The sequence below is a fragment of the Spiribacter salilacus genome, from assembly GCF_009649225.1.
GTDB classification, from domain to species: Bacteria; Pseudomonadota; Gammaproteobacteria; order Nitrococcales; family Nitrococcaceae; genus Spiribacter; species Spiribacter salilacus.
This window is the reverse complement of sequence record NZ_WJPP01000001.1, coordinates 470,788-496,201: the sequence shown is the minus strand read 5'-3', so window position 1 is coordinate 496,201 and position 25,414 is coordinate 470,788. Positions and strand designations below refer to the sequence as shown.

Below are 25,414 nucleotides of genomic sequence, written 5' to 3'. Positions count from 1 at the left end.
TTGCCTACGATAACCCAACAAACACCATGGCTGTTATCCTTTAGGCATGCTGCATAGCATCGCGCCATCGCTGCGGGGTTGGTCTGCCGGTAAAGGCGGAATGGGCAGTATAGCCCTTGTGGTATTAGCCGCGTTTTTTTGGGGATTGTCCGGCGGCATTGGCGGGTATCTAACGGGCCAAGGTTGGGATCCGATTGTTGCGGCGTTTTTCAGAGGGTCGGTTGGGCTTTTCTTTGCGGTGGCCTGGTTGTTGGCAAGGCCTGATGGTAGCGGCCTTCGCAACATCCGGCTTTGGTTATTCTCGGCATTGGCAGGGTTGGGTGTTGCCGGCAATTTCACCTTTTACTATCTCAGCATTGCCGAGGGTAGTGTAGCCGTTGCCGCTACGTTGATGTATTCAGCGCCGGTTTTTGTTTATCTCGTTTCGTTGGTTTTTGGTTTTGAAACAATAAGCGGGTCAAAAATCGGGGCCATTGGGTTGGTGTTGCTCGGCATGATTCTGCTAACCGGGGCTTACGATCTGAGTGTCAGCCAAGTCACCCCAATTTCCGTTGCGGCGGGCTTAATGGCGGGTGTCTCTTATGCAGTTTTTATCTTTGGTTTTAAATCAGCAGCGCCGCGTGGTAGCCCGCAAGCTATTTTGGTGATCGCATTTGGGGTGCTGAGTGTGGTGTTACTAACGGTTAGTAGTACCGACGCGGTGGCGCGAGTTTTTGCCGCACCAATCTGGCCGCTATTTGTGGTGTTAGGCGTGTTTGGGGCGGGGCTATCGTTTATGTTTTATATTGTGGGCCTGCGGCAAATATCACCGGTCATCGCTTCGATTATTGCCATGGTAGAGCCCATTACCGCAGCGGCATTTGGTGTGGTGTTTTTGCATGAAATACTTACGACGATTCAAATCCTCGGTATGGTGATGATTTTGCTGACAGTCACGGTAATGGCAACAAGTTTTAAATGAAATACGGCGCATTTATTTTTTTAAGTTGGATCTTGCTGGCCACACCGGCAGTGGCATCCGAGTGCCGCGCTAATCTGCCGGAGATGCCTTTTGATTCGCTGCGCACCCTGCATATCGCCATAGACGGTGAGGTTGTGGTGGCCAACGGTTATCGGGGGGTGTCACCCACGGCGGCGGCGAATGTGAAGTCGGTGTCTAAAACACTGATGGGCGCGATGGTGGGGGCGGCAATTGCCAAGGGTGTAATCAGCGATGTCAATGCGCGCGTTGCTGATTTGCTGCCTGATGCGCTGCCGGCAGACCCCGATCCACGGCTCAGCCACCTCACGGTAAGTCATCTACTGAGCATGCAATCAGGGTTACGGCGCACATCGGGGCAAAACTATGGCGCTTGGGTGGCAAGTAACGATTGGACGCGCTCGGCACTGGGGCAGCCGGTAGAGCAAGCCCCTGGCGGCCAAATGCGCTACTCCACCGGCAATACGCATGTGTTATCTGCCATTCTTGAGGCGCAAGCGGGCCAAGCGAGCTATGCCCTCGCTAATGAATGGCTGGCGCCGGCCGACATTCGCGTTGCAGATTGGATGACAAGCCCCGAGGGCGTGGCTTTTGGTGGTAATCAAATTGCCATGCGGCCAGAGGCGCTGATTGCACTGGGTGAGCTGTATCGTAACGATGGCGTTGCACCAAACGGTCAGCGATTGCTGCCAGAGGGCTGGGTTACCGAGAGCTGGCAAGTGCGCGCGCATTCGCGCTGGACCGGTGATGGCTATGGTTATGGGTGGTTTACCCGGTCCTTTGCTGGCTATGCCGGTTATTATGGTTGGGGTTATGGTGGGCAAATGCTTTATGTCATTCCCGATTTAGCCATGACCGTGGCAATTACCTCAGACACTAATCGCCCATCCGGCCGCACCGGTTATCGTGACGCTCTGCATGACTACGTGGCCAATTTAATTCGAGTAGGAGTGTGTTGATGGAAAGAGTTAAACCCGCCGCAGGCCAAGAATCGGTATGGGATTATCCGCGTCCGCCGGCTCATCTGCCCGATAACCGGCCCGTTGAGATTTGGTTTGACAACCTTTGCATTGCCAAGTCTGATCATTCCATTCGTGTTTGTGAAACCGGCAGCCCACCCGCGTTTTATGTGCCGCCGGATGCCTTTGATCAGAGCGTGTTAAAGGCTTCAACCGCGCATACCTTTTGTGAGTGGAAGGGCCATGCGCATTACTTTGATGTAGTGGGGCCGCAGGGCGTGGCTGAAGCGGCGGTTTGGTATTACCCCAACCCCTCGGCCGAACCAGCTAAGGTAATTGCCGGTTGGCTTTCTTGCTATCCCGAAAAGCTCAATTGCTTTGTGGCGGGTGAGCCGGTGCATGCACAGGCAGGCCGTTATTACGGGGGCTGGGTGACTAACGAGATTGTGGGCCCTTGGAAGGGCGAGCCGGGCACCGAGCATTGGTAGCGTCTGCGTACCAAGCGCAGCTTTGGGTAGATGCAGATGCCTGCCCCGTCGCTATTCGGGAGATTTTATTCCGCGCCGCCGAGCGTGTTGGCATTCGCCTAACACTTATTGCTAATCAGCCGGTCCGATTGCGGCCTTCGCCACTGATTAGCCAAATTCAGGTCGGTGCTGGGTTCGATGTGGCGGATGATGAGATTGTGCGCCGAGTAAACGCTGGCGATTTGGTTGTCACGAGCGATATTCCGCTGGCTGCTGAAGTGATTGAAAAGGGCGCGCTTGTGCAAACCCCTCGCGGTGAGGCGCAAACCAAAGAAAATATCCGTGCCAAGCTGCAAATGCGCGACTTTATGGAAACCCTGCGCAGCAGCGGCGTTCACACCGGCGGCCCGCCGAGCTTTAGCACAACAGATCACAAGCGCTTTGCCGATGCGCTTGATCGGTATCTTGCGAGGTTGGTCACAGAGTAATCGCTCTAGTCTCGATAACCTCTCCTGCATGGAACAGTCAGGCCACGATCACAGCTACAAACTATTGTTTAGCCACCCAGAGATGATTGCGGATCTTATCCGCGGGTATGTGCGGGAGCCGTGGGTAGAGCGCGTTGACCTAAGCACCCTCGAGAGAGTTAGCGGTAGTTACGTCACTGATGATTTGCGTGAGCGACAGGGCGATATGATTTGGCGTCTGCGCTGGGCTGATGATGAGCGGTGGGTTTATGTGTATCTGTTGCTGGAGTTTCAGACAACCTCAGAGCCCTTTATGGCCTTACGTGTGCTCACCTACTTGTCTCTCCTTTATGAAGACCTGCGCCGCCGCAATGAACTGACGGCCAACGGATTATTGCCCCCCGTGCTGCCAGTCGTACTGTATCGAGGCTCCAGACGATGGAGTGCTTCAGCGAATGTCGCAAGCCTTATTGAAAGTGTGCCAGGTGGGCTCGAGGTCTATCGTCCGCATTTGCGATATTTATTATTGGATGAGCGCCGATACAGCAATCAAAAAATGGGGAAGGCCAAAAATCTGGTAGCTGCCCTTTTTGCCCTTGAAAATAGTCGTGACCCATCTGATGTAGAGTCTGTTCTGGATAAACTCATTGAGTGGCTTCAGACGCCTGATCAAACAGAGTTGCGCAGAAACTTTACGGTTTGGATAAAAAGAGTGTTGCTACCGACCCGTGTGAGCGAGGTACACTTTAAGTCGTTAGATGACCTTCATGAGGTGCGCAGTATGTTGTCTGAAAGAGTGGAAGAGTGGACTAAATCATGGGAGGAGCAAGGCCGTGAGAGAGGCCGCCAGCAAGGCCTCCAAGAAGGCCGCCAAGAAGGCCGCCAAGAAGGCGAGGCACTGCTCCTTATGCATCTGATAGAAAAGAAGTTTGGTGCGGAGGCGGTAGAAACCTACCGCGAGCGCGTTGACCTTGCTCAGGCCGATCAGCTTTTGGCATGGTCAGAGCGGATTTTAACGGCAGGGTCAATTGAGGAGATGTTTGACCCTGCAGACTGATTGGCCGTTACGTTAAAACTCGTAGCGGTAGGCAATAGCTGTACTTGTGGCCTCTGAGTCATCAGCACAGTTCGTTAGATTACAGACCTCAACTTCACTGCGAATAAAATTCACCGAAGCCGAAAAGTCTGTTGCCCCGCTAATGGGAGTTGCGAAACCAACACTCAATGACCCGCTTGACTCTTCAACCTCGGTGCCGAGCTTGCTATCTGATAAGTAGCTGCTGCTCAGGCCAAGAATCAGATTGTTTTCTAATTGTAGTGATCCTGAGACGTTTGCACCGGTCAGGCTGGAGTAGCTCACAAATCGGTTGGTGAATCCGCCCTGAGGCACAACAATATCGTCGAAGGTAAAAATTAACTGCATGAGTAGAGGAACACTTGGAAGCGACAGAATGTGTCGGAGGAATTAACCCGTGAGCTGCCTCACCGCATAGTCGGCAGCGTCATCAAAGGGGCGGAGCACAACACTGGCGCCTTGTTGGAGAAGATAATCGGCGTCGGCCATTTTTTGCACGGAAAGAAAGACACGCCCTTGATAATTAGCCGAACGCAGCCCGTGTAAAAGCGTGAGCTGCGGATCAGCTTCGGTTAATGCGCCGCGGTCTCGTGGTACCGCTGAAACAACAGCCTTTACATCCGCAAGATTAAGACGGGAGACGAATTCTGGATCGGTTGCATCACCGTAACTGGCATCCATGCCCATGCTGCGCCAGTGAGTGAGTGCCTCTGGATCGAAGTCGATACCAAGGACGCGATAGTTCAGCTCTTTAAGTCGGGCGCCGATACGACAGCCATAGCGGCCTAGGCCGAAGATAATAAAATCGTGGCCAGTGGCGTCTTCAGCGCCATCGGTGTCAGCCGCCTCGCGATGCGCATGGCGTCGCTCAAAAATGCCCAACCAAGGCTCCAGCCAGTCAAAGAGCTTATGCGAGAAGGTGATCATGTAGACCGATAGCGCAATGGTGACTAGACCTACGAGGGTCACTAGGCCCATTGCTTCTTGGCCAACATGCCCGATGCTAATGCCCATTGCCATAAAGATTAGCGAGAACTCGGAAATTTGGGCAACCGTTAAACCGGCAAGAAAGCCGGTGCGTTTTCGATACCCCATGTAGCCCATAATTGCGAGCACGATTAGTGGGTTACCGATTAAAACAAAGAGCGATAAGACAATCGCCGGACCAACCTGATCGCCCATGGTAGAGAGCTGCAGACTTGCGCCAAGATTAATGAAGAAAAATAGCAGCAGAAAATCACGCAATGAGGCCAACCGGGAGCCAATTGCCTCTCGATATTGGGTTGATGCCAGTGATACGCCTGCCAGTAACCCCCCAAGTTCTTTGCCAAAGCCTAGGGCATCGCCCGCGGCAGCTAGACTGATGGCCCAGCCAACGGCAAAGATCACCATAAGTTCTGAGGAGCGAGCAATTTGACCGAGCAGCGGATCTGCAATATAGCGGATGAATAAGACAACGGCGGCAACCATGGCCATGCCGCCTAAAAAGACCTGTGCGACTTGCCAGAGGCTACCTGTGTCTTCGCTCATGCCCACACCAATGGCGGAAAGGGTAACCATGGCAAGGACCACGAAGATGTCTTGAACAATTAAAAAACCGAGTGCGATTTTGCCGTGAAGCGCCCCAATCTCCTGCTTATCTGATAACAGTTTGACGATGATGATGGTGGAGGAGAACGTCAGGGCAACCGAGATATACAGCGCGGTGAGCGCGTCAATGCCGAGCATGAGGCAAATTAAAAAGCCGAAAAATGCGGTAAAGGTAACTTGGCCCAGGCCAGTGGCTACGGCCACCTTGCCTAAGTTGCGGACTAAGCTCACATCAAGTTTTAACCCCACTAAAAACAGCAATACGGCGATAGAAATCTGGCTTAATGTCTCAATAAATTCTTCTGATGAAACAAGGCCGAGCGCGTCGGGGCCAACCAGCACGCCCACGGCGATAAACGCTACAACAAGTGGCTGACGCAGTAATAAGCCAACAAAACCCACCCCTGCCGCTAGCAGCACTAGCAGGGCAATTTCGTAAAAGATGGTGGCAAATGCGCCGTCCACGGTCGTTTTAAACTCCTTGTTTTTTCAACCTATGGAGATAAGCGTAGCAGCTCTCCGTTACGCTGGTCAGTCAACAGATAAAGTAAGTTATCGGGGCCTTGGGCGATGGCGCGTATCCGACGATTAAGCTCGCTCAGCAGTTGGGTCTCCTGCGTCACCGTCTCACCATTGAGCTCAAGGTGTGCTAGGTGGGTTTGGACTAACGCGCCAACAAAAAGATCACCCCGATAAAACGCCATACCAGAGGGTGCGATGGATGGGGTCCATTGATAAATTGGGTCAACCATGCCGGGGATTGATTCCTCGCCAATTTGAGGCCCCCAGTACTCACGACCATAAGTGACCTTTGGCCAGCCAAAGTTGCCGCCAGGCACCGGCAGATTGATTTCATCGCCGCCTCTTGGGCCATGTTCATGAATCCAGAGCGCACCGGTGTCGGGGTAAATGGCCACGCCTTGGGGATTGCGGTGTCCGTAGCTGTAGATCGCATCCGCGCCACGTGGGTCATCCACAAACGGGTTATCAGAAGGGATACTGCCGTTATCATTCAACCGCAGCACAGCCCCATTATGGTCGGTGAGGTCTTGAGCCCGATCGCGCTCGCCCCGATCGCCAGTGGTCATAAAGAGATAACCGTTGGTGTCAAAAACAATGCGTGAGCCAAAATGCCGCCCGCTGTCCACGCAGGGGGTGGCAACAAATAAGGTCTCAAAGTCTTCGAGGGCATTGCCTACTAATCGCCCACGGCCCAAGTGAGTTGCGGTGCCGGTTTCGCAGTGCCCAGCCCAGGTGAGATAAACCCAGCGGTTATCGGCAAAGTTAGGATGTAAGGCGATGTCCAAGAGCCCACCTTGGCCGCTGGCGGATACGGTGGGTGTGCCTGGAATGATTGTTTGCCGACCGGTAGCGAGCTCAATGCGCTGCAATCGCCCGGGGCGCTCGGTTACAAGCACATCGCCCTCAGGCAGGAAAGCCAACCCCCAGGGGTGCTCTAACGAGTCGGTGAGTACGCTGATAGTTGGAGAGGCGATCGCTGGAGTGGCGATCATGCCAAGGAGTAGAAATAACCGTCGTATACAAACCATCATTCAATCCGATAAAATTCGCGCTGCTTTAAATATTGCACTGCGTCATTCAGCCGCGGTCTCGGGCGGCAAAGGACGCATGATCTCAATTAAAAATACTTGGTTTTCAAATACACGCAACGACCTCATTGCTGGCGTGGTTGTTGCGCTTGCCCTCATTCCAGAAGCGATTGCTTTTTCCATTATCGCGGGTGTTGATCCAAAAGTCGGACTCTACGCCTCGTTTTGTATTGCCGTGGTTACCGCATTTGCAGGCGGCAGGCCAGGCATGATTTCTGCAGCGACGGGCGCCATGGCGCTGCTGATGGTGGTGCTTGTGCGCGACCATGGCCTGGAATATTTGTTAGCCGCCACCATTTTAACCGGTGTTCTGCAAATTATCGCGGGCTGGATTCGGATGGGATCTTTAATGCGGTTTGTTTCACGCTCGGTGATTACGGGTTTTGTGAATGCCTTGGCAATCCTCATCTTCTTGGCGCAAATTCCTGAACTGACTAATGTGGGATGGCCCGTATACGCGATGACCGCTGGGGGTTTGGCGATTATTTACCTATTTCCTTATCTCACACGGGCTATCCCTTCACCGTTGGTGGCGATTGTGGTGCTCACGGGTCTAGCGATGTTTCTGGATTTAGAGATTCGCACCGTGGGTGATATGGGCGCTTTGCCAGATACCTTACCGGTATTTCTATGGCCTGATATCCCGTTAACACTTGAGACGCTTTGGATTATTTTGCCGGTCTCGCTCACTTTAACCGTGGTTGGATTGCTGGAATCTTTAATGACGGCATCCCTCATCGATGATTTAACCGACACCAAAAGTAACAAGAACCGCGAGTGTGTGGGGCAGGGCGTGGCGAACATTGGCTCTGGCTTTTTGGGTGGAATGGCAGGTTGCGCGATGATTGGTCAGTCGGTGATTAACATCAAATCTGGTGGGCGAGGGCGGTTGTCGTCGCTAGCGGCTGGCGTTTTCTTGCTGGCTATGTTGATTTTTATTGGAGATTTGGTGGCTCAAATTCCCATGGCGGCATTAGTGGCTGTCATGATTATGGTGTCGATTGGTACGCTCAATTGGCAGTCGCTACGAGATCTTAGAACTAACCCCAAAAGCTCAAGTGTGGTGATGCTCGGTACGGTGGTGGTCACAGTAGTTACTCACGACCTCGCGATGGGTGTGCTAACCGGCGTACTGCTCTCTGGCTTTTTCTTTGCCCATAAGGTCGGCCGTGTGTTGGTGATTCGTTCGCGTACAGATGATCAAGGGCACGCACGGCATTACCACGTGGTAGGTCAGGTCTTTTTTGCCTCTGCTGATCGATTTGTCGATTCCTTTGATTTTCGGGAGGTGATCGACAAGGTGGTCATTGATGTGAGCCGGGCAAACTTTTGGGATATCACCGCCATTAGTGCTCTCGACAAGGTGGTTATCAAATTTCGTCGTGAGGGCACTGAGGTAGCCGTAGAGGGCTTGAATGAAGCGAGTCGCACCTTAGTGGATAAATTTGCGATGCACGATAAAGACGGGGCAGAGGATATTCTACTTGGCCATTAAAGAGGAAAAAGTGCTTGCCTGTGTAGACCGGTCGCAGTTTGCCGAGCATGTAACCGACTATGGCGCGTGGGCAGCCCAGCGTATCGGCCTTCCCTTAGAGCTATTGCATGTGATTGATCGCCACCCTGAGGTAGCAAGAGATACCGATCATAGTGGGGCCATTGGCATTGGTGCTCAGGAGCAGCTATTAAATACGCTATCGGACAGCGATGAGGCGCGCAGCCGCAGCGCGCGTGAGCAGGGCCGTGTGTTTTTGAATGCCTTACGTGAGCGGGCCGAGGCCGCTGGTGCAAGGCAAACGGACACAAGGCAACGCCTAGGTGAGTTACAAAGCACGCTGAGCGAGCAAGAGGCATTGGTGAGTCTGTTTGTGTTGGGTCGACGCGGCCGCTCGGCGGAGGCCACTCAACGTGATTTGGGCCGCAATGTCGAACGGGTAGTCAGAGCGCTGCGTAAGCCAATTTTGACCGTGACTGATCAATTTAAAGAGCCACGTCGTGCCTTAATTGCCTTTGATGGCGGCAGCATGACGCGGCGTGGTGTGGAGATGATTGCCGGCAGTAAGCTCTTTCGCGGTTTGCCCATGCAATTAGTGATGTCAGGAAAGCCCGCGCGCGATGCCGAAAAGCAGCTGGAGTGGGCAAAGACGACGCTAGAAGCTGCCGGCTACGAGGCTGAATCTGCAATTATTCCAGGCGATGCAGAGCGGATTATTGCCGAGGAGCTGATCGCGCGCGAGGCGGATATTTTGATTATGGGTGCTTACGGGCATTCTTTTATGCGTGCGTTGTTTATGGGCAGTAAAACATCGGATTTGTTGCGCTCTGCACGAGTGCCTACGCTGCTATTACGTTAAGTTGACGGGGTAACTATGAACCACCCAATCGAACCTGATGTGTTTGCCGCTTACATGGCAGTCAGCCAGCGACTGCCAAAAGCGCCGCGTGCCGGTGCATGCCTTACGGCCAATACGCTGGCTGAGATTAGCGAGCATTTTGATGCCGTACTACTAGATGCTTATGGTGTGTTGAATGTGGGGCAGCAAGCGGTGCCGGGGGCCCCTGAGCGTATTGCAGCACTGCAGGCGGCTGGTAAACGGGCCATCGTGGTGTCGAATGCTGCCGGTTTTGCGCATAGCGCTATTGAAACGCGGTTAGCACGGCTGGGTTATACCTTTGCTAGTGATGACATTATTACCAGCCGCAAGGCCTTGCTGCGCGCGTTAAGCGCCGAGCCACCGCGGCATTGGGGCGTGGCTGCAGGCGATCAATACGGGCCCGAAGAATTTTCAGGCCTGCAATTTACGCGATTGGGTGAAGACCCTGAAACCTACGATGTGGTAGACGGATTTTTGTTTGTTGGCGCTAGCAGTTGGACAGAAGCACAACAGGCACACCTAGTTGCCAGTCTGCAGCGTCAGCCGCGCCCAATTTGGGTGGCCAACCCTGATTTGATGGCGCCCCAGCCCGTGGGTGTATCCATTGAGCCGGGCTATTACGGGCATGACATCGCAGAGCGTGCCGGCGTGATGCCGGTTTTTTATGGCAAGCCGTTTCCCAATATTTATGAACTGGCGCTTGAGCAGTTGGGTCCAAAGTTCGATCCACAACGGGTATTGATGGTGGGCGATACGCTGCACACCGATATTCTAGGGGGCTTGGTTGCAGGCGTTAAAACCGCGCTGGTGGTGGAGTCTGGCGTGATGGCGGGCAGCGATGTGGGGCAAGCTATTGCGCAAGCGAGTATTGCGCCCGATTGGATTTTAAATCGGCTGTAATGAGGTGAGGTAATGCGTAGATTAATTTGGCTAGGTTGTGTTGCGCTCTTAGCGTTTAGCACCGCTGCACTGACGCATTCAGAAAAGCGTGAAACAACGCCGGTAGAGGGAGAAACGCTAGCAGAATCGCCAGCAGTTATTGAGCTTGCATTTGATTCTCCCATGCGGATTATTAGTGTCAGTTTAACGAGTGATACGGGTGACGATTACTCGGTGTTACCGGAAGCAGGGCGCGCAGCAAGCGATACCCTCACGGTTAATCCCCCTGAACTTCCAAAAGGTAATTACACATTTGAATGGCGCGGGATTTCTGATGATGGGCACACCCTGTCCGGGCAACTTAGTTTTACTGTTGTTAGTGATTGATGTTTGAGATTCTTGAGATTGCGGCGCGTGCAGGTTTTTATCTCAGTGCCTTGCTAGCGGTTGGGTCAGTATTATGCTTGCGGCTTTTGCCCCAATGGTCGGCTGCAGAGCAGCGAACATTGCATGTAACTGTTTGTATCAGTTCACTCATCGCATTGGGTTTAGCAGCCGCGGGGGTAGCCTTAGAGGCGGTGTTTCTGGCGGGTAATCATTGGGCAGCGGCCGGTGATTTAGAGCTGCTAGGGTTCGTGCTGGAGGGTCCTCGAGGGCTTTCATTTGCAGTGTTAGCTGCCGGTCTTTGTTTGCTTTTTGCTGTTTTGGTGCCCATTCGTGGCGCAGAGATCGTTAGCCTTGCAGGTGGCGTTTTGGTGGCAATCAGTTTTGGTTTAACCGGGCATACAACGTCTGCACCGGGCGGGCTGCTCAGTGTGCTGGTGATTGTACATGTTCTACTGCTAGCGTTTTGGATAGGGATTTTTATTCCGCTTTACCGCGTGAGCTATCGCAATCGAGAGATAACAGCCCAAGTGGCTCATCAATTTGGGCGCATTGCCGTGTGGACTGTGCCGGCATTGGCTGTGTTTGGCATCGTGGTGCTGCAGCAACTCACGGGGGGGTTGGTTGCGGCGCTGAGCACGGATTACGGTCGGCTATTTGCCCTTAAGGTGTCACTATTTGCCGTGGTGCTTGGCTTTGCGGCATATAACAAACGCGTGCTTACGCCGGCGCTGATGCAGGGTGAATCTTCTGCAATGGATCATTTGCGGCGATCACTTAGGCTTGAATCAGGGGTAATTTTTGCGATTTTGCTGGTAACAGCGACCACCGTAACACTGACAGGGCCTTAAGAGCCATTTGCCCCTAGGGCAACGATTCAAACCACTAATGGTGCCCAGGAGAGGACTTGAACCTCCACAGGGTTTCCCCTACTAGCACCTGAAGCTAGCGCGTCTACCAATTCCGCCACCTGGGCAGGTGAGCCGCAGGAGAATACTGCCGCTTGTTATAGGTGTCAAATGACGGTGCATGCCGTATCCTGTGACTCATGTCTAAAGAGCAAAAAACCGCTGATCCCGGCAACGATCCTTTTCTTGAGCGCGAACGTGATAAATACGGCAGCCCCGTACCCAGCCGCGAATATATTCTTGACCAACTTGAAGCGCAGGCAAAGCCCATGGGCCGCAAAGAGCTGGCTGTGCTATTTGGTCTTGATGAAGACGAAGAAGCCGTTGAGGGCCTACGCCGCCGGCTAAAAGCGATGGAGCGAGACGGCCAGTTAGTGCGTAATCGCCGCAACGGTTACATGATTGTTGATAATGAAGAGCTGATTCGTGGCCGCGTACGTGCCGCGCCGGATGGGGCAGGCTATGTTCACCCTGACCGTGCTGGAGATCCGGTGTATCTGCCGCCCAAGGAAATGCGCCGTTTGCTGAATGGTGACCGAGTTGTTGTACGACTCACTGGCGAGGATGAGCAGGGGCGTACGAGCAGTGAGCTGGTTGAAATTATCGAGCATGCCAATAAGACCATCGCCGGGCGATTTTTTGAAGAAAGCGGCATCGGCTTTGTCGTACCAAACAACAAACGCCTGCATCAGGATGTGATTATTCCGGTGGGTGACCGGGGCGGGGCGCGGCACGGCGAGCTCGTGACGGCGGAACTACTCAGTCAGCCCTCAGAGCGCCGGCAACCGATTGGGCGGATCATTGAGGTTTTTGGTACGCAGATTGCGATGGGTGATGAGGTAGCGGTGGCTGCCAGAACGCATGGCATTCCGGTGGAGTGGCCAGAAGAAGTACTCAGCGAAAGCGCGCACTTTAGCGATGTGGTGCCAGAAGAGGCCAAGCAAGGCCGGCGTGATTATCGCAAAGTACCCCTAATTACGATTGATGGCGCAGATGCCCGCGACTTTGATGATGCGGTTTATGCTGAACCCGTTGAGGGCGGCTGGAAAGTGATTGTAGCCATTGCTGATGTGGCCGCTTATGTACAGCCAGACACCGCACTGGATACGGAGGCTGCTGAGCGGGGAAACTCGGTGTATTTCCCGCAAAACGTGGTGCCGATGCTGCCCGAGATTCTCTCTAACGGGCTTTGTTCGTTAAACCCGCACGTTGATCGGCTGTGCATGGTCACCGAGATGGTGATTGATCATGCGGGCGAGCTTAAGCGCTCACGGTTTTTTGAGGGCATGATGCGCTCTGCGGCCCGCCTGACGTACGAGCAGGTAGATGCCATTCAGACCGGGGCTGATCCCGCTTTAAGAGAAAAGCATCAAGACTTGTTAACCCAGATCGAGCATCTTTATGGCGCTTATGAAGCCATGCGACTTGGGCGTGAGGCGCGGGGTGCGATTGATTTTGAAAGTACCGACTCAGTGGTTGAGTTTGGTGACGATGGGCAGATTTTGGGCGTACACCCGATTCAACGAAATGATGCCCATAAGCTCATCGAAGAGTGCATGATTAAGGCCAATGTGGCCACCGCACGGTTTTTGCGGCGGCATAAAATACCGGCACTGTATCGGGTGCATGAAAAACCGGCGCCTGAGCGGCTAACCAAACTGCGCACATTTTTAGAGCAAACTGGATTGCGGCTTGAGGGGGGTGATGAGCCCACGCCAAAAGACTACTCAGCACTCATGAAAGAAGTGGCGGGTCGGCCAGATCGGCATTTAATTGAAACGATTATGCTGCGCTCTATGATGGCGGCTGAATATCGCCCGGACAATGCCGGGCATTTTGGGCTGGCACTCGATGCTTATGCGCATTTCACCTCACCCATTCGCCGCTATCCGGATTTGGTGGTGCACCGTGCCATTAAGCATGTGCTAGCCAAAGCGCCGATTGAATCCTTCCGCTATACCGAAGATTATCTGGTTACGCTCGGTGAGCATTGCTCAATGACCGATCGCCGCGCAGAAGAAGCGACGCGTGAGGCCATGATGACGTTGAAATGCCGATTTATGCTAGATCGGGTGGGGCAGGAATTTAACGGCGTGATTAGTGGTGTGACCGGATTTGGGCTGTTTGTGGAGCTTGATGAGCTTTACGTTGATGGTTTGATTCATATTACTAACCTTGAGCAAGACTTCTTTCATTTCGATGCCATTGGCCATCGCCTAACCGGCGAGCGGACCGGTAAAGAATATCGGCTGACCGATCGGATTCGGGTGCGCGTAGCGCAGGTGAACGTTGATGACGGGAAGATCGACTTCGATCCGATAGCGCATCCGTTAGGCCCGGATGGCACCCCGATGCCTCAGCCAAAAACTCAGCCTAAGGCCAAGCAGCAGCGCGGCGGTCCGCCCCGCGGAGGTCGTAAGCGGCGTCGTCGATGAGTGATATTGATCTGATATATGGGTTGCACTCGGCGCGTGCCGCGTTGGCGTTTGATGCGGCACGGGTTACCGAAGCGTGGCTGGATAAGCGCCGGCGCGACGCCCGACTTCAGCGCCTGCGAGAGAAGCTTAGAGCGGCCGGTTGTGCGATGCATGAGGTTGAGGTGCGAGATCTGAGGCGCTTGGTGGGCGAGGTCGCGCATCAAGGCATTGTGCTGCGATACGCGGGTGCACCACCGCAGGATGCAAGCGACCTTGATGACTTTCTTGATCGAATGGTGGGCCCGCCCTTGTTACTGGTGCTTGATCAGGTACAAGATCCACACAACTTAGGCGCCTGTTTGCGTGCAGCTGATGGCGGCGGGGTAGACGCGGTGATCGTGCCGCGCGACCGCGCGGTGGGTTTGACCCCCGTGGTGCGGAAGGTGGCGGCGGGGGCAGCGGAGACGATGCCGTTTTTCCAAGCCACTAACTTAGCGCGCTGCTTGCGTGAGCTTAAAGATCGCGGGATATGGTTGATTGGCGCAGCGGATGAGGCCGAGCAGTCACTGTATTCGGCCGATTTAACAGGCCCGCTTGCCCTGGTACTGGGGGCAGAAGGGAAGGGCTTGCGGCGCTTAACGCGTGAGCACTGTGATGTGTTGGTTGCGTTGCCAATGGCAGGCACTGTTGAGAGTTTAAATGTGTCGGTAGCCACCGGTGTAACGGTTTATGAGGCATGGCGGCAACGCCATCCTTTGAACCCGGGTGCGCATTGAGTATACTAGCCGGCTTGCCAGCGTAGCCTGGCAATACTCCTTGCTTCCGGCGTAGCCGGGGGCTTTTCCCGGCCGAGCCGGAATAACCGTAAGGAGCCACAATGCGGCATTACGAAATTGTATTTTTGGTCCATCCTGATCAAAGCGATCAGGTTCCTGCCATGATTGAGCGCTATCGCGGCCTGATAGAAGGCAACGGCGGTAGTATTCATCGTCTTGAAGATTGGGGCCGGCGTCAGCTTGCTTACCCAATCAATAAACTCATCAAAGCCCATTACGTGTTGATGAACGTTGAGTGCGAGCCGTCGGATATCGAAGAGCTTGAGTCGATGTTCCGCTTCAACGACGCGGTCATTCGTAACATGGTCCTACTCCGTAGCGGCGCGGTTACCGAAGTCTCTCCATTGGCCAAGAGTCAGGAAGAAGAGCGCGAGCGCCCATCACGTCGTGAAGATGACTATGAGATGCCTGATGAGTCTGATGAAGACGATGATGATGTGCTAGAAGAGGTTGAGGACGATCACGAGCCATCGTGAGCGCAACGAAGTGGTGATCACCGGTTGTCTGCTTCAGCCAGCCGAGATGCGCTACTCACCTGCCGGTATTCCCATTGCCCGTGCATTGCTTGAGCATGAGTCGGAGCAAGAGGAGGCAGGCGTTAAGCGCTGGATCAGGTTTCGGGTAGGTATTAGAGCATCTGGGGCGCCCATTGCCGATCAGCTAACTGAGCTGGAGGTGGGGGCAAAGATCAAAGTGGCAGGAATGCTGTTGCGATCACGCCAACCAGATGCGGATACACACCCACTTATTATCAGCATTGGCCGCCTTGAGCGGTTGCCGACTGACAGTTAGAGGAAGACACGTTATGTCTCGTTTTTTTCGTCGCCGTAAATTTTGTCGTTTTACCGCTGAAGGTGTGAAGGAGATTGATTACAAAGATCTCAACACCTTACGTCAGTATGTAACGGAAACCGGTAAGATTGTGCCTAGCCGTATTACCGGCACCCGCGCTAAGTATCAGCGTCAGCTGTCCACCGCCATTAAGCGGGCGCGGTATTTGGCGTTGCTGCCTTACACTGATAGCCACTGACAAACATGCTTGCATTTGTCATGCGCACCCGGCTTGCCGCCATTGGGGTGATCGCGTTAGGGGCGCTAATGCCTCTGCTGTTCTGGCTAAGCGCCGGAGTGATCGCCTTAATTACGTTGCGGCGGGGCCTTCGTGAGGGCGTTTTGGTGCTGGCAGGGGCGGTGGCAATTTTGCTGCCTGTTTATGCCGGTTTGCTGGGTGCGCCGATGGCGCTACTTCAGCCCATCGCCCTAACATGGGTGCCTGTGATGATTTTGGCGCAGTTACTGCGTAGCACGGTCTCGCTAGGGCGCACGCTGGAATGGGCGGGCGGCATTGCCGCCATTGCGGTGGGGTTGTTTTATTTGATTCAGGGCGACCCTGCGCTGTTTTGGCAGGATCTTCTCGGCCAGCTCGTTACATTGTTGGATACCAACGGGGCTGATTCCGCTTGGAATCAAGCGGCCGCAGAGCTCGCTCCAAGGCTGACTGGGTTATGGATTGCCAATATGCTTGGCATTTCGGTGCTCTGTCTGCTGCTGGGTCGGTGGTGGCAGGCCGTGTTGTACAATCCCGGTGGTTTTCGGGAAGAGTTTTACGCGCTGAGGCTAAGCAAGGCGTTTGCCATGCTCACGTTAGCCGCAGTGGTGGTGGGGCTGTTTACCGGGCCGGGGATTTTTGCTGACCTTGGAACAGTGCTGGTGAGTGTGTTTTTGCTGCAGGCCCTAGCGCTTGCACATCATCTTGTGGCGCGTCGCGGTTGGCATGTGGGCTGGCTGGTCGCGCTTTATGTCATGCTGCCATTGGCAATTCGGCCAGTGGCATTAATCGGCCTTGCCGATGCATTTGTCGATTTTCGTAACAGAACGGGGTTTGGAGATGGAAGTCATTCTGCTTGAAAAAGTCGCTAATTTAGGCGGCCTTGGCGATACGGTAAAAGTTCGCGCTGGTTATGGGCGTAACTACTTAATTCCTCAGGGTAAAGCAAAGCCTGCTACTGAAGAGAACATTGCGTTTTTTGAAGCAAAGCGTGCTGAACTTGAGAAAAAGGCAGCTGAAGAGCTCAGTGCAGCCCAAGGGCGCGCAGCACAGTTGGAAGCCTTGGCGTTAACCATTACGGCTAATGCCGGTGAAGAAGGTAAGCTCTTTGGTTCGGTTGGCCCTGCTGAAATTGCTGAGGCTGCCACAGCCGGTGGTGTTGAAGTGGATCGTCATGAAGTCCGGATGCCTGATGGCCCTATTCGCGCGGTTGGCGAGTTTCAGGTTCAGGTGCATTTGCATGCCGATGTGAATGCCACGGTAACGGTCACCGTGACTGGCGAGAGCTAAACCGCCCGCGCATGGTGGATTCGCTCAAGGTACCGCCGCATTCTCTGGAAGCTGAGCAGGCTGTCCTTGGCGGTCTAATGCTTGAGAATGGCGCCTGGGATCAGGTGGCGGACCGTGTGGTAGAGGGCGATTTCTACCGCCGCGATCATCGTCTGATTTTTGGGGCAATTGCTTGGTTGGCTGAGGCCGGCCAGCCGATGGATGCCGTCACCCTTTCAGAGCGATTAAAGTCGAGTGGTGAGCTTGAAGACGCCGGCGGGCTTGCGTACCTTGGTGCGCTGGCGAGAGACACTCCAAGTGCCGCAAACATTCAGGCCTACGCGGATATCGTGCGCGAGCAATCGGTGCTTCGTCAGCTTATTCAGGCGGGCACCGCCGTTGCCGACACGGGCTTTAACCCCGACGGTCAAGACTCCGCAGAGCTTCTCGACTTAGCCGAGCGTAAAATCTTTGCCATCGCCGAGCAATCGGGTCGCAATCGAAGCGGCTTTGTTGGGGTGCGCGATGTGCTGCCGGCGGTGGTAGAGCGAATCGATACGCTTTATCACCAAAATAGCGATGTGACGGGTTTAGCCACAGGCTTTAGCGATTTAGATCGCATGACCTCAGGCCTGCAAAATGGCGATCTGATTATCGTTGCGGGTCGCCCTTCCATGGGTAAAACAACGCTGGCCATGAACATCGCTGAGGGCGCTGCGCTGCAGAAGGGCGCACCTGTTGCCGTATTTAGTATGGAAATGCCGGCGGATGCACTGGCGATGCGTATGCTGGCATCGCTGGGGCGTGTGGAGCTACAAAAAATTCGCTCGGGCCGGCTAACCGACGAAGACTGGCCGCGTCTGACCAGCACCATGAACCTGCTCTCGCAGGCCAATCTTTTTATTGATGATACGCCAGGCCTAACACCCACTGAAATGCGCGCACGTTGTCGGCGCCTTAAGCGTGAGCACGGCCTTGGCCTAGTGCTAGTAGATTACCTGCAGCTGATGCAGTTGCCTGGCTTTAAGGAAAACCGGACCAACGAAATTTCGCAGATTTCACGCACCTTAAAAGGGATGGCCAAGGAGCTCGGCGTACCGGTGATTGTGCTCTCGCAGCTCAACCGCAGTCTTGAGCAGCGGCCGAATAAGCGCCCAATTATGTCGGATTTACGCGAATGCGTAACCGGGGACACCCGAGTTCTTTTAGCCGATGGTTCTCGAAAACCCATTCGAGAGCTTGTTGGCCAAACTCCAGAAGTTCTTACGGTCAATGATCAAGGTACCGTTATTACTGGTAAATCAGATTTGGTTTGGGAGGTCGGTCAACGACCAGTAGTCAAAATAAATCTCGCGAGTGGCAGATCTTTGCGCTGCACCCGTGATCATCGACTAAGAACGAATGCTGAATGGCTGAAAGTGGAAGCATTAAATGTCGGTGACTTTTTGGATTGCTGGGAGAACACTTTTTTTGCGGATGAAATTGTCTCCATTGAAACTGCCGGCGAAGAGACGGTATATGACCTGACTGTTCCCGAGACTGAGTGCTGGTTAGCCGATGGCGTAATTAGTCATAACTCGGGCGCCATTGAACAAGATGCAGACGTCATCGTGTTTATCTATCGCGATGAGGTTTATAACGAAGATAGCCCCGATGCCGGGACGGCGGAAATCATCATTGGTAAGCAGCGTAATGGGCCAGTGGGAATGGTGCGGCTCACCTTCCTTGGGCATTACACGCGCTTTGAGAATTTTATTCAGGATAGCGCGGGCTATGGGGGCGGGGGCTGGGAGTGACCAGACCGACGCAAGCAACCGTTGATCTGAGCGCGTTGCGGCACAACTTTTCGGTGGCACGCCAGCTTGCCACGGGTGCCAAGATAATGGCGGTGCTTAAGGCAAACGCGTATGGGCATGGTTTATTGCCCGTAGCCCATGCATTAGCCGCCGATGCCGATGCGTTTGCGGTCAGCTGCCTTGAAGAGGCGCTGCCGTTGCGGTTAGCCGGGCTAAAGCAGCGAATCGTTTTGCTTGAAGGGGTGTTTGGGGTTGAAGAAATCCCAATTGCTGCCGCGCGGGGCTTAGATTTAGTGGTGCACAGTCTCTGGCAGTTGGAGGCGCTAGAGCAGGCAATGCTACCCAATCGCATTGATTGCTGGCTGAAAGTGGATACCGGGATGGGCCGGCTTGGGTTTGCGCCGGATCAAGCGGGAATGATCGCAGAGCGTTTGCAGCGGGCCGCTGGCGTGGGGAATGTGTACTGGATGTCGCATCTCGCCAGCGCTGATAATCCGGATAACCCAGCAACCGATGCACAACAGGCCTGCTTTGATGAACTCACATCACCGTCTGGCTGGCCAAGCTCTCTTGCCAACTCGGCCGGCACAATCGGCTGGCCACAAACGCATGGCGATTGGGTGCGCCCCGGCATTATGTTGTTTGGCTCAGCGCCGCTGGGCACACCAGGGTTGCGGCCCGTCATGTCCTTAGAAGCGCAATTAATTGCCGTTAAAAACCTGCCTGCAGGCCATGGCGTAGGGTATGGCAGTGTCTTTGTTTGTCCGCAGGATATGCCGGTGGGCGTTGTCTCAATTGGCTATGGGGATGGATATCCGAGGCATTGTGGTGAGGGCAGTGTGGTAGGCATTCAGGGCGCACTGGTGCCGGTGATTGGGCGAGTGTCGATGGATATGTTGTGCGTCGATTTACGCACGGTACCGGCCGCTGGAATTGGCGATCGCGTAATTTTGTGGGGCGATGCACCGACGGTGGATGAGGTGGCTGCCCGCGCAGGTACGATTAGCTATGAATTACTGTGCCAAGTTACACCACGGGTGCCCCGTGTTTACCGCTGGAAAGGGGGTGTTTAGTGGCTAAAAATGCAATACGCAGCGTGTTTGTTTGCCGTGAGTGCGGTGGGCAATCTGCCAAATGGGCGGGGCAGTGTCCTGAATGTGGGGCCTGGAACACGTTAGAGGAGCAACGCGCCGCCATGCCGGCATCGCCGAAAGGCACGCAACGGGCACAATATGCTGGTGATAGCGGTATTAAACGTCTGTCTGAAATTCCCCAAGATCAAGAAACACGCTTTTCAACCAGCGTAGGGGAGTTTGATCGGGTGCTCGGTGGGGGGCTAGTTGCCGGTGGTGTTGTGCTATTGGGCGGCGACCCCGGTATTGGTAAGTCCACCTTGTTGCTGGAGGTAGTGGCGAAGTTAGCGCAAAACCACTCTGCATTGTATGTGACGGGCGAGGAGTCGCTACGCCAAGTGGGTTTGCGAGCCAGTCGCTTAGGCGTTACCGAGGATGGCGGGCTGCGGCTGCTAGCCGAAACGGGTGTTGAGGCAATTTTGGCGCTGGCGGAAAAAGAACGCCCTGCCGTGATGGTGGTCGATTCCATTCAAACCATTTTTAGTGAAGCGCTGGGCTCAGCGCCTGGGTCAGTTGCACAGGTGCGTGAATCTGCTGCGCAGTTAGTTCGCTTTGCGAAGCAAACGGGTACGGTGTTGTTTTTGGTGGGGCATGTGACTAAAGAGGGGCAGCTGGCCGGGCCACGAGTACTTGAGCACATGGTGGATACCGTTTTGTACTTTGAGAGTGACTCAGGCAGCCGGTATCGACTGTTGCGGGCGGTAAAGAATCGTTTTGGTGCCGCCAATGAGTTGGGTGTTTTTGCGATGCTGGAGACGGGCCTCAAGGAAGTGCGTAACCCGTCTGCAATTTTTTTATCGCGCCATGAGCAGCCTGTGGCGGGCAGTGTGATTACGGTAACACGGGATGGCAGCCGGCCTTTATTGCTGGAGATTCAGGCCCTAGTAGCAGAAAGCCCGTTAGCCAATCCGCGCCGCTTGGCGGTGGGGCTGGATGGTAATCGATTTGGAATGTTATTGGCGGTACTGCAACGCCATGCCGGGTTGGCAACGGCGGGGCAGGATGTTTTTGTGAATGTGGTTGGTGGTGTTCGCGTTGCAGAGACAGCCAGCGACCTGCCCGTGCTGGCTGCAGTGAGTTCAAGTCTGCGTGATCGTGTGGTGCCTGCAGAATGGGTGATGTTTGGTGAGGTTGGGTTAGCTGGCGAAATCCGCCCCGTGCCGAATGGAGAAGATCGTCTAGCTGAAGCGGCACGGCATGGGTTTTCTCGGGCACTCGTGCCGGTTAAAAACCGACCGAGTCGCGGCCACATACCGGCTGGAATTGAGGTGATTGGGGTTGATCGGCTTGAGCAGGCGTTGGAGTTAATCCGTGATGCCTAGCGTTAGGATTCGCCTGCCTCAGCGGCAGCCAGTGTATTCTCCAGTAGCGTAGCGCGCGTTAGCGGGCCAACACCGCCGGGAACTGGCGTTATCCAAGCGGCGCGCTCAGCGGCGGCAGCATACTCAACATCGCCAACAAGGCGGCCATCTTCCAGCCGGTTTATGCCCACATCGATTACGGTGGCGCCGGGTTTGATCCAAGCGCCGGGGACGAATTCAGCTCGACCCACCGCCGCCACAACGATGTCGGCATCACTCACCTCTTTTTGTAAGTCACGGGTGCGGCTGTGACAAATGGTGACCGTGCAACGGGCGTTAAGTAGCTCAAGCGCCATGGGGCGACCCACAATGTTCGATTGACCGATAACAACCGCCTTAGCGCCTTCCAATACCGTATCGGTGCGTGCCAGTAGTGTCATCACGCCGTGGGGCGTGCAGGAGCGCAGTCCAGATAGGCGTAGTGTAAGTCGCCCAACGTTCTGTGGATGGAAGCCATCAACATCTTTGGCCGGATCAATTCGCTCAATTACCTCATTGGCATCCATGTGCGCGGGTAGCGGTAGCTGGACCAATATGCCGTGAGTTTCGGGATTGGCATTGAGTGTGTCGATCAGCTCTAGCAGTGCCGTTTGCGTGGTATCTGCGGGTAAGTCGTAATCCTGCGAAACAAACCCCACCTCCGCACAGTCTTTCCGCTTCATGCGCACGTAAACAGAAGAGGCCGCATCGCTACCCACCAAAACAACAGCCAGGCCGGGTGGCTTTAATCCACTAGCGATACGCGCGCTTACGCGTTGGCGAATGTGGTCACGAATATCTGCGGCGATGGCGTTGCCATTAATGAGTTGTGCGTTCATGGCCGGGCACTCTACCGAGTTGGCCGAATTTGTACCAGTTCTGAACGCGCCGTTTTTTTGCGAGTAAGCTACAATAAGCTCGCGCGGCGCCCGTAGCTCAACGGATAGAGCATCGGCCTTCTAAGCCGACGGTTGCAGGTTCGAATCCTGCCGGGCGCGCCATCTTTCAGCTTTTACGCCATTTTATCCGCGATCACGCATATTTTTGTTTTATCCGCGATCACGTGTATTCTTCTGATTGGAGGTGCACTATGTCGATTCGGGATGCCGTACAACTTGGAGCTGCGCTACAGCGAGAGCGAAAGCGTCAGGGCCTTACGCAAGCGCAACTTGCCGAGAAGGCCGGGCTGCGGCAGCAGACCATTTCAGCTGTTGAGGGTGGTAAGCCGCGTTCTGAGCTACGGGTTATTTTCGATCTTTTATTTGCGCTGGGTTTGGAAGTGTCAGTGCGCTCACGTAACAGTCAGGATATTCCAAGAATTGAGGATTTGTTCTGATGGGGCGAAAGCGTCAATCCGCCAGGCTAACGGTTGCATTAAATGGTCGCATTGTCGGTTACCTTGAGCGCGGCGCGGATGGTGCCACCCGGTTTGATTATGCAGCGGACTGGCTTAACTGGCGTTACGCGATACCTGTATCGCGATCAATGCCACTGCTTGATCGGCCATTTACCGGAGCACCGGTCCGCGCTGTTTTTGAAAATCTGCTTCCGGACGATGACCGCATTCGAACCCGGTTAGCGGCTCGAGTTGACGCAGATGGAACCGATGCTTTTTCGTTGTTAGCTGCGCTTGGGCGTGATTGCGTAGGTGCTCTTCAGTTTTTGCCTGAGAGGGTTGTGCCTGCCCCACCTTCGCTACCCGAGGGTATTCCGCTCAGTATGGAAGAGATTGGCCAGCGCATTCTGGCACTGCGAACCGCACCGCTGGGTTTGCGAGGGGGTGATGATGCGTTTCGAATCTCGTTAGCGGGCGCTCAAGATAAGACGGCGCTGCTCTACCATGAAGGGCAATGGAAAGAGCCGATCGGGGTGACGCCCACCACGCATATCCTTAAGCCGCAAATTGGAAAGGTTCTTACAGCAGATGGTGAGGTCGATCTGAGTCAGAGCGTACAGAACGAGCATTTCTGTATGACGCTTTGTCGAGAGCTTGGCCTAGACGTTGCCCGGACCGATATTTTAAATCTGGGCGATGATCTGTCTGTGTTAGTTGTGGAGCGGTTTGATCGCTTTTTTGATCAGGCGGGGCGGCTTCTGCGGCTTCCTCAAGAGGATATGTGTCAGGCGCTTGGCGTTGCGCCTATTGCAAAGTATCAAAGTGATGGTGGCCCAGGATTGGTTGATTGTCTGGAGCTTCTGAAGTCCAGTGATTCAGCGCAGCAGGATCGACAGACTTTTATGAAAGCACAAATTGCTTTCTGGATGATAGGTGCTACCGATGGGCATGCAAAGAACTTTTCGCTGTCCATAAGGCCGCAAGGCCGTTTTTCGCTGGCACCTCTCTACGACATTTTCTCAACGCAATGGCAGAATGATCGTCGCCAAATAAAACGTAACGCATTTCGGCTTGCCATGGCAGTCGGTCGGGCAAGGCGCTACAAAGTCATCGATATTCAGCCTCGGCATTTCGAACAGACAGCCACTAAGGCGGGTTTCGCTGTTTCTGCGTTGCATGAGGTGATGGAGGAATTAATTGATTTGCTCCCAACTGCTGCTAACACTAGCGCCCAAAAAATGGACGCTACAGTCCCTGAGGCAATGGTTGCGTCGATTCTAACAGCGGCAGCCGAGCGCGCCCGAGGGTTAGAAGCCTACCTAGCGGATTACCAATAGCGGGCGGGCCTCATCGAGAACCCGCAATTACTGGCGCCTCCTTAGGCGCTGGCACGCTCCAAGGGGCGTTTCAGCAGCCTCTCAATGCCTTTCAATAAACCAATTTCATCCGGTGCAACCAATGAGATCGCCTCACCAGGATTGCCGGCACGACCCGTGCGCCCAATGCGATGCACATAATCTTCGGCCACATTGGGGAGCTCAAAGTTCACCACATGCGGCAGATGATCAATGTCTAGGCCGCGCGCCGCGATATCCGTTGCCACTAACACCCGGACTGAGCCGTCTTTAAAGTCTTTTAGCGCGCGTGTGCGAGCGGTTTGACTCTTGTTGCCATGAATGGCGGTAGAGCTTAATCCATCTTCATCCAGCTGTTTGCTGAGACGGTTAGCCCCATGCTTGGTTTTGGTAAATACCAAGACCTGCTGCCATTCGCCATCGCGAATCAAGCGGCTGAGCACTTTGCGCTTGGCTGCCTTATCGAGCGTGTAGACCCGCTGGCTGACCATTTCCGTTGCGCTGTTGCGGGGTGCTACATCCACTTCCGCCGGTGCCGTTAAGAAACCCGAGGCAAGTTGCCGAATCTCTTTTGAGAAAGTGGCCGAAAATAGCAAAGTTTGGCGTTTTGCTGGAAGCAGCTTGAGCAGGCGCTTAATGTCGTGCACAAAGCCCATATCCAACATACGGTCGGCTTCATCTAAAACAACCGTTTCGACATGATCGAGCTTGGTGGTGCCTTGGCGTAGATGATCAAGTAGCCGCCCGGGAGTAGCAATCAGTATATCGACGCCGCGACGCAGCTTATCAACTTGTGGTTGCATGCCAACGCCGCCAAAGACCACAGCGGATCGCAGCGGCAGGCCCTTACCATAAATACGGGTGTTCTCGCCGATCTGCGCGGCCAGCTCGCGGGTGGGTGCAACCACCAGTACGCGCGTTGGGCGCCGTCCTGATGGTGTTTCTTTTTCCGCAAGGCGCTGCAGCAAAGGCAGGGTAAATGCGGCGGTTTTGCCGGTACCCGTCTGCGCGGCAGCCAAAAGGTCTTGCCCACTCAATACCAAAGGAATGGCCTTGGCTTGGATGGGAGTAGGGGTGGTGTATCCAGATTGTTTAATAGTTTCAAGCAGTTCGGCACGAAGGCCGAGTTCATCAAATGTATTCAAGTGTATTTCTCCAAAGTTCGGCGGAGAGTATACGCTGATTGACCGCAAG

27 protein-coding genes and 2 tRNA genes are annotated in these 25,414 nt (G+C 54.4%); 23 read left to right on the top strand and 6 right to left on the bottom strand.

The genetic code is table 11. The features are described 5' to 3' along the window. Window positions 1–46: 46 nt before the first annotated feature. The 5 genes from GH984_RS02545 to GH984_RS02525 are packed head-to-tail and all read left to right on the top strand — an operon-like array spanning window position 47 to window position 3,929. Window positions 47–961, top strand: a complete 915-nt coding sequence (locus tag GH984_RS02545; protein ID WP_439959276.1) for an EamA family transporter — start codon at window positions 47–49, stop codon at window positions 959–961. Continuing rightward, complete coding sequence (locus GH984_RS02540; RefSeq protein ID WP_153718618.1) at window positions 958–1,938, top strand: serine hydrolase domain-containing protein; 981 nt, start codon at window positions 958–960, stop codon at window positions 1,936–1,938. Before GH984_RS02545 ends, GH984_RS02540 begins: the two co-directional genes overlap by 4 nt. Beyond that, window positions 1,938–2,426: a DUF427 domain-containing protein gene (locus tag GH984_RS02535; RefSeq protein WP_153718617.1), complete on the top strand. Its 489-nt coding sequence runs from the start codon at window positions 1,938–1,940 to the stop codon at window positions 2,424–2,426. Before GH984_RS02540 ends, GH984_RS02535 begins: the two co-directional genes overlap by 1 nt. Next, complete coding sequence (locus tag GH984_RS02530; RefSeq protein WP_153718616.1) at window positions 2,420–2,893, top strand: YaiI/YqxD family protein; 474 nt, start codon at window positions 2,420–2,422, stop codon at window positions 2,891–2,893. The genes GH984_RS02535 and GH984_RS02530 overlap by 7 nt, the downstream gene beginning before the upstream one ends. 28 nt (window positions 2,894–2,921) lie before the next feature. Beyond that, window positions 2,922–3,929 (top strand): Rpn family recombination-promoting nuclease/putative transposase, encoded by a 1,008-nt coding sequence (locus GH984_RS02525; protein ID WP_153718615.1) that lies wholly within the window; start codon window positions 2,922–2,924, stop codon window positions 3,927–3,929. A gap of 12 nt (window positions 3,930–3,941) precedes the next feature. On the opposite strand, the gene GH984_RS02520 is transcribed toward GH984_RS02525, so the two are convergent. Genes GH984_RS02520 through GH984_RS02510 form a run of 3 tightly spaced genes read right to left on the bottom strand, consistent with a single transcriptional unit; the run spans window position 3,942 to window position 7,087 of the window. Beyond that, entirely contained in the window at window positions 3,942–4,295 is a 354-nt protein-coding gene (locus GH984_RS02520) for a hypothetical protein (RefSeq protein WP_153718614.1), read from the bottom strand. A gap of 42 nt (window positions 4,296–4,337) precedes the next feature. Continuing rightward, window positions 4,338–6,002 carry a cation:proton antiporter gene (locus GH984_RS02515; RefSeq protein ID WP_369691899.1) on the bottom strand — a complete coding sequence of 555 codons (1,665 nt, stop codon included), beginning with the start codon at window positions 6,000–6,002 and terminating at the stop codon, window positions 4,338–4,340. A 29-nt stretch (window positions 6,003–6,031) separates the two neighbouring features. Next, complete coding sequence (locus GH984_RS02510; protein WP_172973141.1) at window positions 6,032–7,087, bottom strand: PQQ-dependent sugar dehydrogenase; 1,056 nt, start codon at window positions 7,085–7,087, stop codon at window positions 6,032–6,034. 79 nt (window positions 7,088–7,166) lie between these two features. On the opposite strand from GH984_RS02510, the gene GH984_RS02505 reads away from it, so the two are divergent. The 5 genes from GH984_RS02505 to GH984_RS02485 are packed head-to-tail and all read left to right on the top strand — an operon-like array spanning window position 7,167 to window position 11,633. Beyond that, complete coding sequence (locus GH984_RS02505) at window positions 7,167–8,642, top strand: SulP family inorganic anion transporter (protein ID WP_153718763.1); 1,476 nt, start codon at window positions 7,167–7,169, stop codon at window positions 8,640–8,642. Beyond that, on the top strand, window positions 8,632–9,498 hold the full coding sequence (locus GH984_RS02500; RefSeq protein ID WP_153718612.1) for a universal stress protein: 867 nt from the start codon (window positions 8,632–8,634) through the stop codon (window positions 9,496–9,498). The genes GH984_RS02505 and GH984_RS02500 overlap by 11 nt, the downstream gene beginning before the upstream one ends. 15 nt (window positions 9,499–9,513) lie before the next feature. Next, a complete protein-coding gene (locus tag GH984_RS02495) occupies window positions 9,514–10,419 on the top strand; it encodes an HAD-IIA family hydrolase (RefSeq protein WP_153718611.1) in 906 nt (301 codons plus the stop codon). 12 nt (window positions 10,420–10,431) lie between these two features. Then, entirely contained in the window at window positions 10,432–10,785 is a 354-nt protein-coding gene (locus GH984_RS02490) for a copper resistance CopC family protein (protein ID WP_153718610.1), read from the top strand. Beyond that, entirely contained in the window at window positions 10,785–11,633 is an 849-nt protein-coding gene (locus GH984_RS02485; RefSeq protein ID WP_153718609.1) for a CopD family protein, read from the top strand. The genes GH984_RS02490 and GH984_RS02485 overlap by 1 nt, the downstream gene beginning before the upstream one ends. A 38-nt stretch (window positions 11,634–11,671) precedes the next feature. Here GH984_RS02485 and GH984_RS02480 read toward each other — a convergent pair. Beyond that, window positions 11,672–11,758 (bottom strand) — tRNA-Leu (locus GH984_RS02480). Between the two features lie 72 nt (window positions 11,759–11,830). On the opposite strand from GH984_RS02480, the gene rnr reads away from it, so the two are divergent. From rnr to radA, 10 genes are all read left to right on the top strand, one after another. Then, window positions 11,831–14,125 (top strand): ribonuclease R, encoded by a 2,295-nt coding sequence (rnr, locus tag GH984_RS02475; RefSeq protein ID WP_153718608.1) that lies wholly within the window; start codon window positions 11,831–11,833, stop codon window positions 14,123–14,125. Beyond that, on the top strand, window positions 14,122–14,883 hold the full coding sequence (gene rlmB / locus GH984_RS02470; protein WP_153718607.1) for a 23S rRNA (guanosine(2251)-2'-O)-methyltransferase RlmB: 762 nt from the start codon (window positions 14,122–14,124) through the stop codon (window positions 14,881–14,883). Before rnr ends, rlmB begins: the two co-directional genes overlap by 4 nt. Before the next feature lie 101 nt (window positions 14,884–14,984). Next, window positions 14,985–15,419, top strand: coding sequence for a 30S ribosomal protein S6 (rpsF, locus tag GH984_RS02465; RefSeq protein ID WP_153718606.1), 435 nt, complete (start codon window positions 14,985–14,987; stop codon window positions 15,417–15,419). Continuing rightward, entirely contained in the window at window positions 15,394–15,735 is a 342-nt protein-coding gene (gene priB / locus GH984_RS02460) for a primosomal replication protein N (protein WP_253939082.1), read from the top strand. Before rpsF ends, priB begins: the two co-directional genes overlap by 26 nt. A gap of 13 nt (window positions 15,736–15,748) precedes the next feature. Then, a complete protein-coding gene (gene rpsR, locus GH984_RS02455; protein ID WP_153718605.1) occupies window positions 15,749–15,973 on the top strand; it encodes a 30S ribosomal protein S18 in 225 nt (74 codons plus the stop codon). 5 nt (window positions 15,974–15,978) lie between these two features. Continuing rightward, entirely contained in the window at window positions 15,979–16,851 is an 873-nt protein-coding gene (locus GH984_RS02450) for a hypothetical protein (protein WP_153718604.1), read from the top strand. Continuing rightward, entirely contained in the window at window positions 16,832–17,281 is a 450-nt protein-coding gene (gene rplI, locus GH984_RS02445) for a 50S ribosomal protein L9 (RefSeq protein ID WP_153718603.1), read from the top strand. Before GH984_RS02450 ends, rplI begins: the two co-directional genes overlap by 20 nt. 11 nt (window positions 17,282–17,292) lie before the next feature. Then, on the top strand, window positions 17,293–19,056 hold the full coding sequence (gene dnaB, locus GH984_RS02440) for a replicative DNA helicase (protein WP_153718602.1): 1,764 nt from the start codon (window positions 17,293–17,295) through the stop codon (window positions 19,054–19,056). Further along, a complete protein-coding gene (alr, locus tag GH984_RS02435) occupies window positions 19,053–20,129 on the top strand; it encodes an alanine racemase (RefSeq protein ID WP_369691898.1) in 1,077 nt (358 codons plus the stop codon). Before dnaB ends, alr begins: the two co-directional genes overlap by 4 nt. After that, window positions 20,129–21,511, top strand: coding sequence for a DNA repair protein RadA (gene radA / locus GH984_RS02430; RefSeq protein WP_369691896.1), 1,383 nt, complete (start codon window positions 20,129–20,131; stop codon window positions 21,509–21,511). Before alr ends, radA begins: the two co-directional genes overlap by 1 nt. 2 nt (window positions 21,512–21,513) lie before the next feature. Here the strand turns inward: radA and folD are convergent, their stop codons facing one another. Further along, the gene (folD, locus tag GH984_RS02425; RefSeq protein ID WP_153718600.1) at window positions 21,514–22,368 is read right to left on the bottom strand and encodes a bifunctional methylenetetrahydrofolate dehydrogenase/methenyltetrahydrofolate cyclohydrolase FolD; all 855 of its coding nucleotides are present in this window, start codon (window positions 22,366–22,368) and stop codon (window positions 21,514–21,516) included. Between the two features lie 86 nt (window positions 22,369–22,454). Here folD and GH984_RS02420 point away from each other — a divergent pair. The 3 genes from GH984_RS02420 (at window position 22,455) to GH984_RS02410 (ending at window position 24,202) form a co-directional block, all read left to right on the top strand. Beyond that, window positions 22,455–22,530: transfer RNA gene (locus tag GH984_RS02420), tRNA-Arg, on the top strand. A gap of 89 nt (window positions 22,531–22,619) precedes the next feature. After that, on the top strand, window positions 22,620–22,865 hold the full coding sequence (locus GH984_RS02415; protein ID WP_153718599.1) for a helix-turn-helix domain-containing protein: 246 nt from the start codon (window positions 22,620–22,622) through the stop codon (window positions 22,863–22,865). Beyond that, entirely contained in the window at window positions 22,865–24,202 is a 1,338-nt protein-coding gene (locus tag GH984_RS02410; protein ID WP_153718598.1) for a type II toxin-antitoxin system HipA family toxin, read from the top strand. Before GH984_RS02415 ends, GH984_RS02410 begins: the two co-directional genes overlap by 1 nt. 41 nt (window positions 24,203–24,243) lie before the next feature. Here the strand turns inward: GH984_RS02410 and GH984_RS10765 are convergent, their stop codons facing one another. Then, window positions 24,244–25,365 carry a DEAD/DEAH box helicase gene (locus GH984_RS10765; protein WP_172973140.1) on the bottom strand — a complete coding sequence of 374 codons (1,122 nt, stop codon included), beginning with the start codon at window positions 25,363–25,365 and terminating at the stop codon, window positions 24,244–24,246. Window positions 25,366–25,414: the final 49 nt, after the last annotated feature.

Excerpts from the sequence above, each read along its gene's own strand:
- GH984_RS02540 (WP_153718618.1), top strand. The coding sequence starts at position 958 with ATGAAATACGGCGCATTTATTTTTTTAAGTTGGATCTTGCTGGCCACA.
- GH984_RS02415 (WP_153718599.1), top strand. The coding sequence starts at position 22,620 with ATGTCGATTCGGGATGCCGTACAACTTGGAGCTGCGCTACAGCGAGAG.
- dnaB (WP_153718602.1), top strand. The coding sequence starts at position 17,293 with ATGGTGGATTCGCTCAAGGTACCGCCGCATTCTCTGGAAGCTGAGCAG.
- folD (WP_153718600.1), bottom strand. The coding sequence starts at position 22,368 with ATGAACGCACAACTCATTAATGGCAACGCCATCGCCGCAGATATTCGT.
- rplI (WP_153718603.1), top strand. The coding sequence starts at position 16,832 with ATGGAAGTCATTCTGCTTGAAAAAGTCGCTAATTTAGGCGGCCTTGGC.
- GH984_RS02535 (WP_153718617.1), top strand. The coding sequence starts at position 1,938 with ATGGAAAGAGTTAAACCCGCCGCAGGCCAAGAATCGGTATGGGATTAT.
- GH984_RS02520 (WP_153718614.1), bottom strand. The coding sequence starts at position 4,295 with ATGCAGTTAATTTTTACCTTCGACGATATTGTTGTGCCTCAGGGCGGA.
- GH984_RS02410 (WP_153718598.1), top strand. The coding sequence starts at position 22,865 with ATGGGGCGAAAGCGTCAATCCGCCAGGCTAACGGTTGCATTAAATGGT.
- GH984_RS02495 (WP_153718611.1), top strand. The coding sequence starts at position 9,514 with ATGAACCACCCAATCGAACCTGATGTGTTTGCCGCTTACATGGCAGTC.
- rpsF (WP_153718606.1), top strand. The coding sequence starts at position 14,985 with ATGCGGCATTACGAAATTGTATTTTTGGTCCATCCTGATCAAAGCGAT.
- rlmB (WP_153718607.1), top strand. The coding sequence starts at position 14,122 with ATGAGTGATATTGATCTGATATATGGGTTGCACTCGGCGCGTGCCGCG.
- GH984_RS02450 (WP_153718604.1), top strand. The coding sequence starts at position 15,979 with ATGCTTGCATTTGTCATGCGCACCCGGCTTGCCGCCATTGGGGTGATC.
- GH984_RS02510 (WP_172973141.1), bottom strand. The coding sequence starts at position 7,087 with ATGGTTTGTATACGACGGTTATTTCTACTCCTTGGCATGATCGCCACT.
- rnr (WP_153718608.1), top strand. The coding sequence starts at position 11,831 with ATGTCTAAAGAGCAAAAAACCGCTGATCCCGGCAACGATCCTTTTCTT.
- rpsR (WP_153718605.1), top strand. The coding sequence starts at position 15,749 with ATGTCTCGTTTTTTTCGTCGCCGTAAATTTTGTCGTTTTACCGCTGAA.
- GH984_RS02525 (WP_153718615.1), top strand. The coding sequence starts at position 2,922 with ATGGAACAGTCAGGCCACGATCACAGCTACAAACTATTGTTTAGCCAC.
- GH984_RS02545 (WP_439959276.1), top strand. The coding sequence starts at position 47 with ATGCTGCATAGCATCGCGCCATCGCTGCGGGGTTGGTCTGCCGGTAAA.
- GH984_RS02490 (WP_153718610.1), top strand. The coding sequence starts at position 10,432 with ATGCGTAGATTAATTTGGCTAGGTTGTGTTGCGCTCTTAGCGTTTAGC.
- GH984_RS02505 (WP_153718763.1), top strand. The coding sequence starts at position 7,167 with ATGATCTCAATTAAAAATACTTGGTTTTCAAATACACGCAACGACCTC.
- GH984_RS02485 (WP_153718609.1), top strand. The coding sequence starts at position 10,785 with ATGTTTGAGATTCTTGAGATTGCGGCGCGTGCAGGTTTTTATCTCAGT.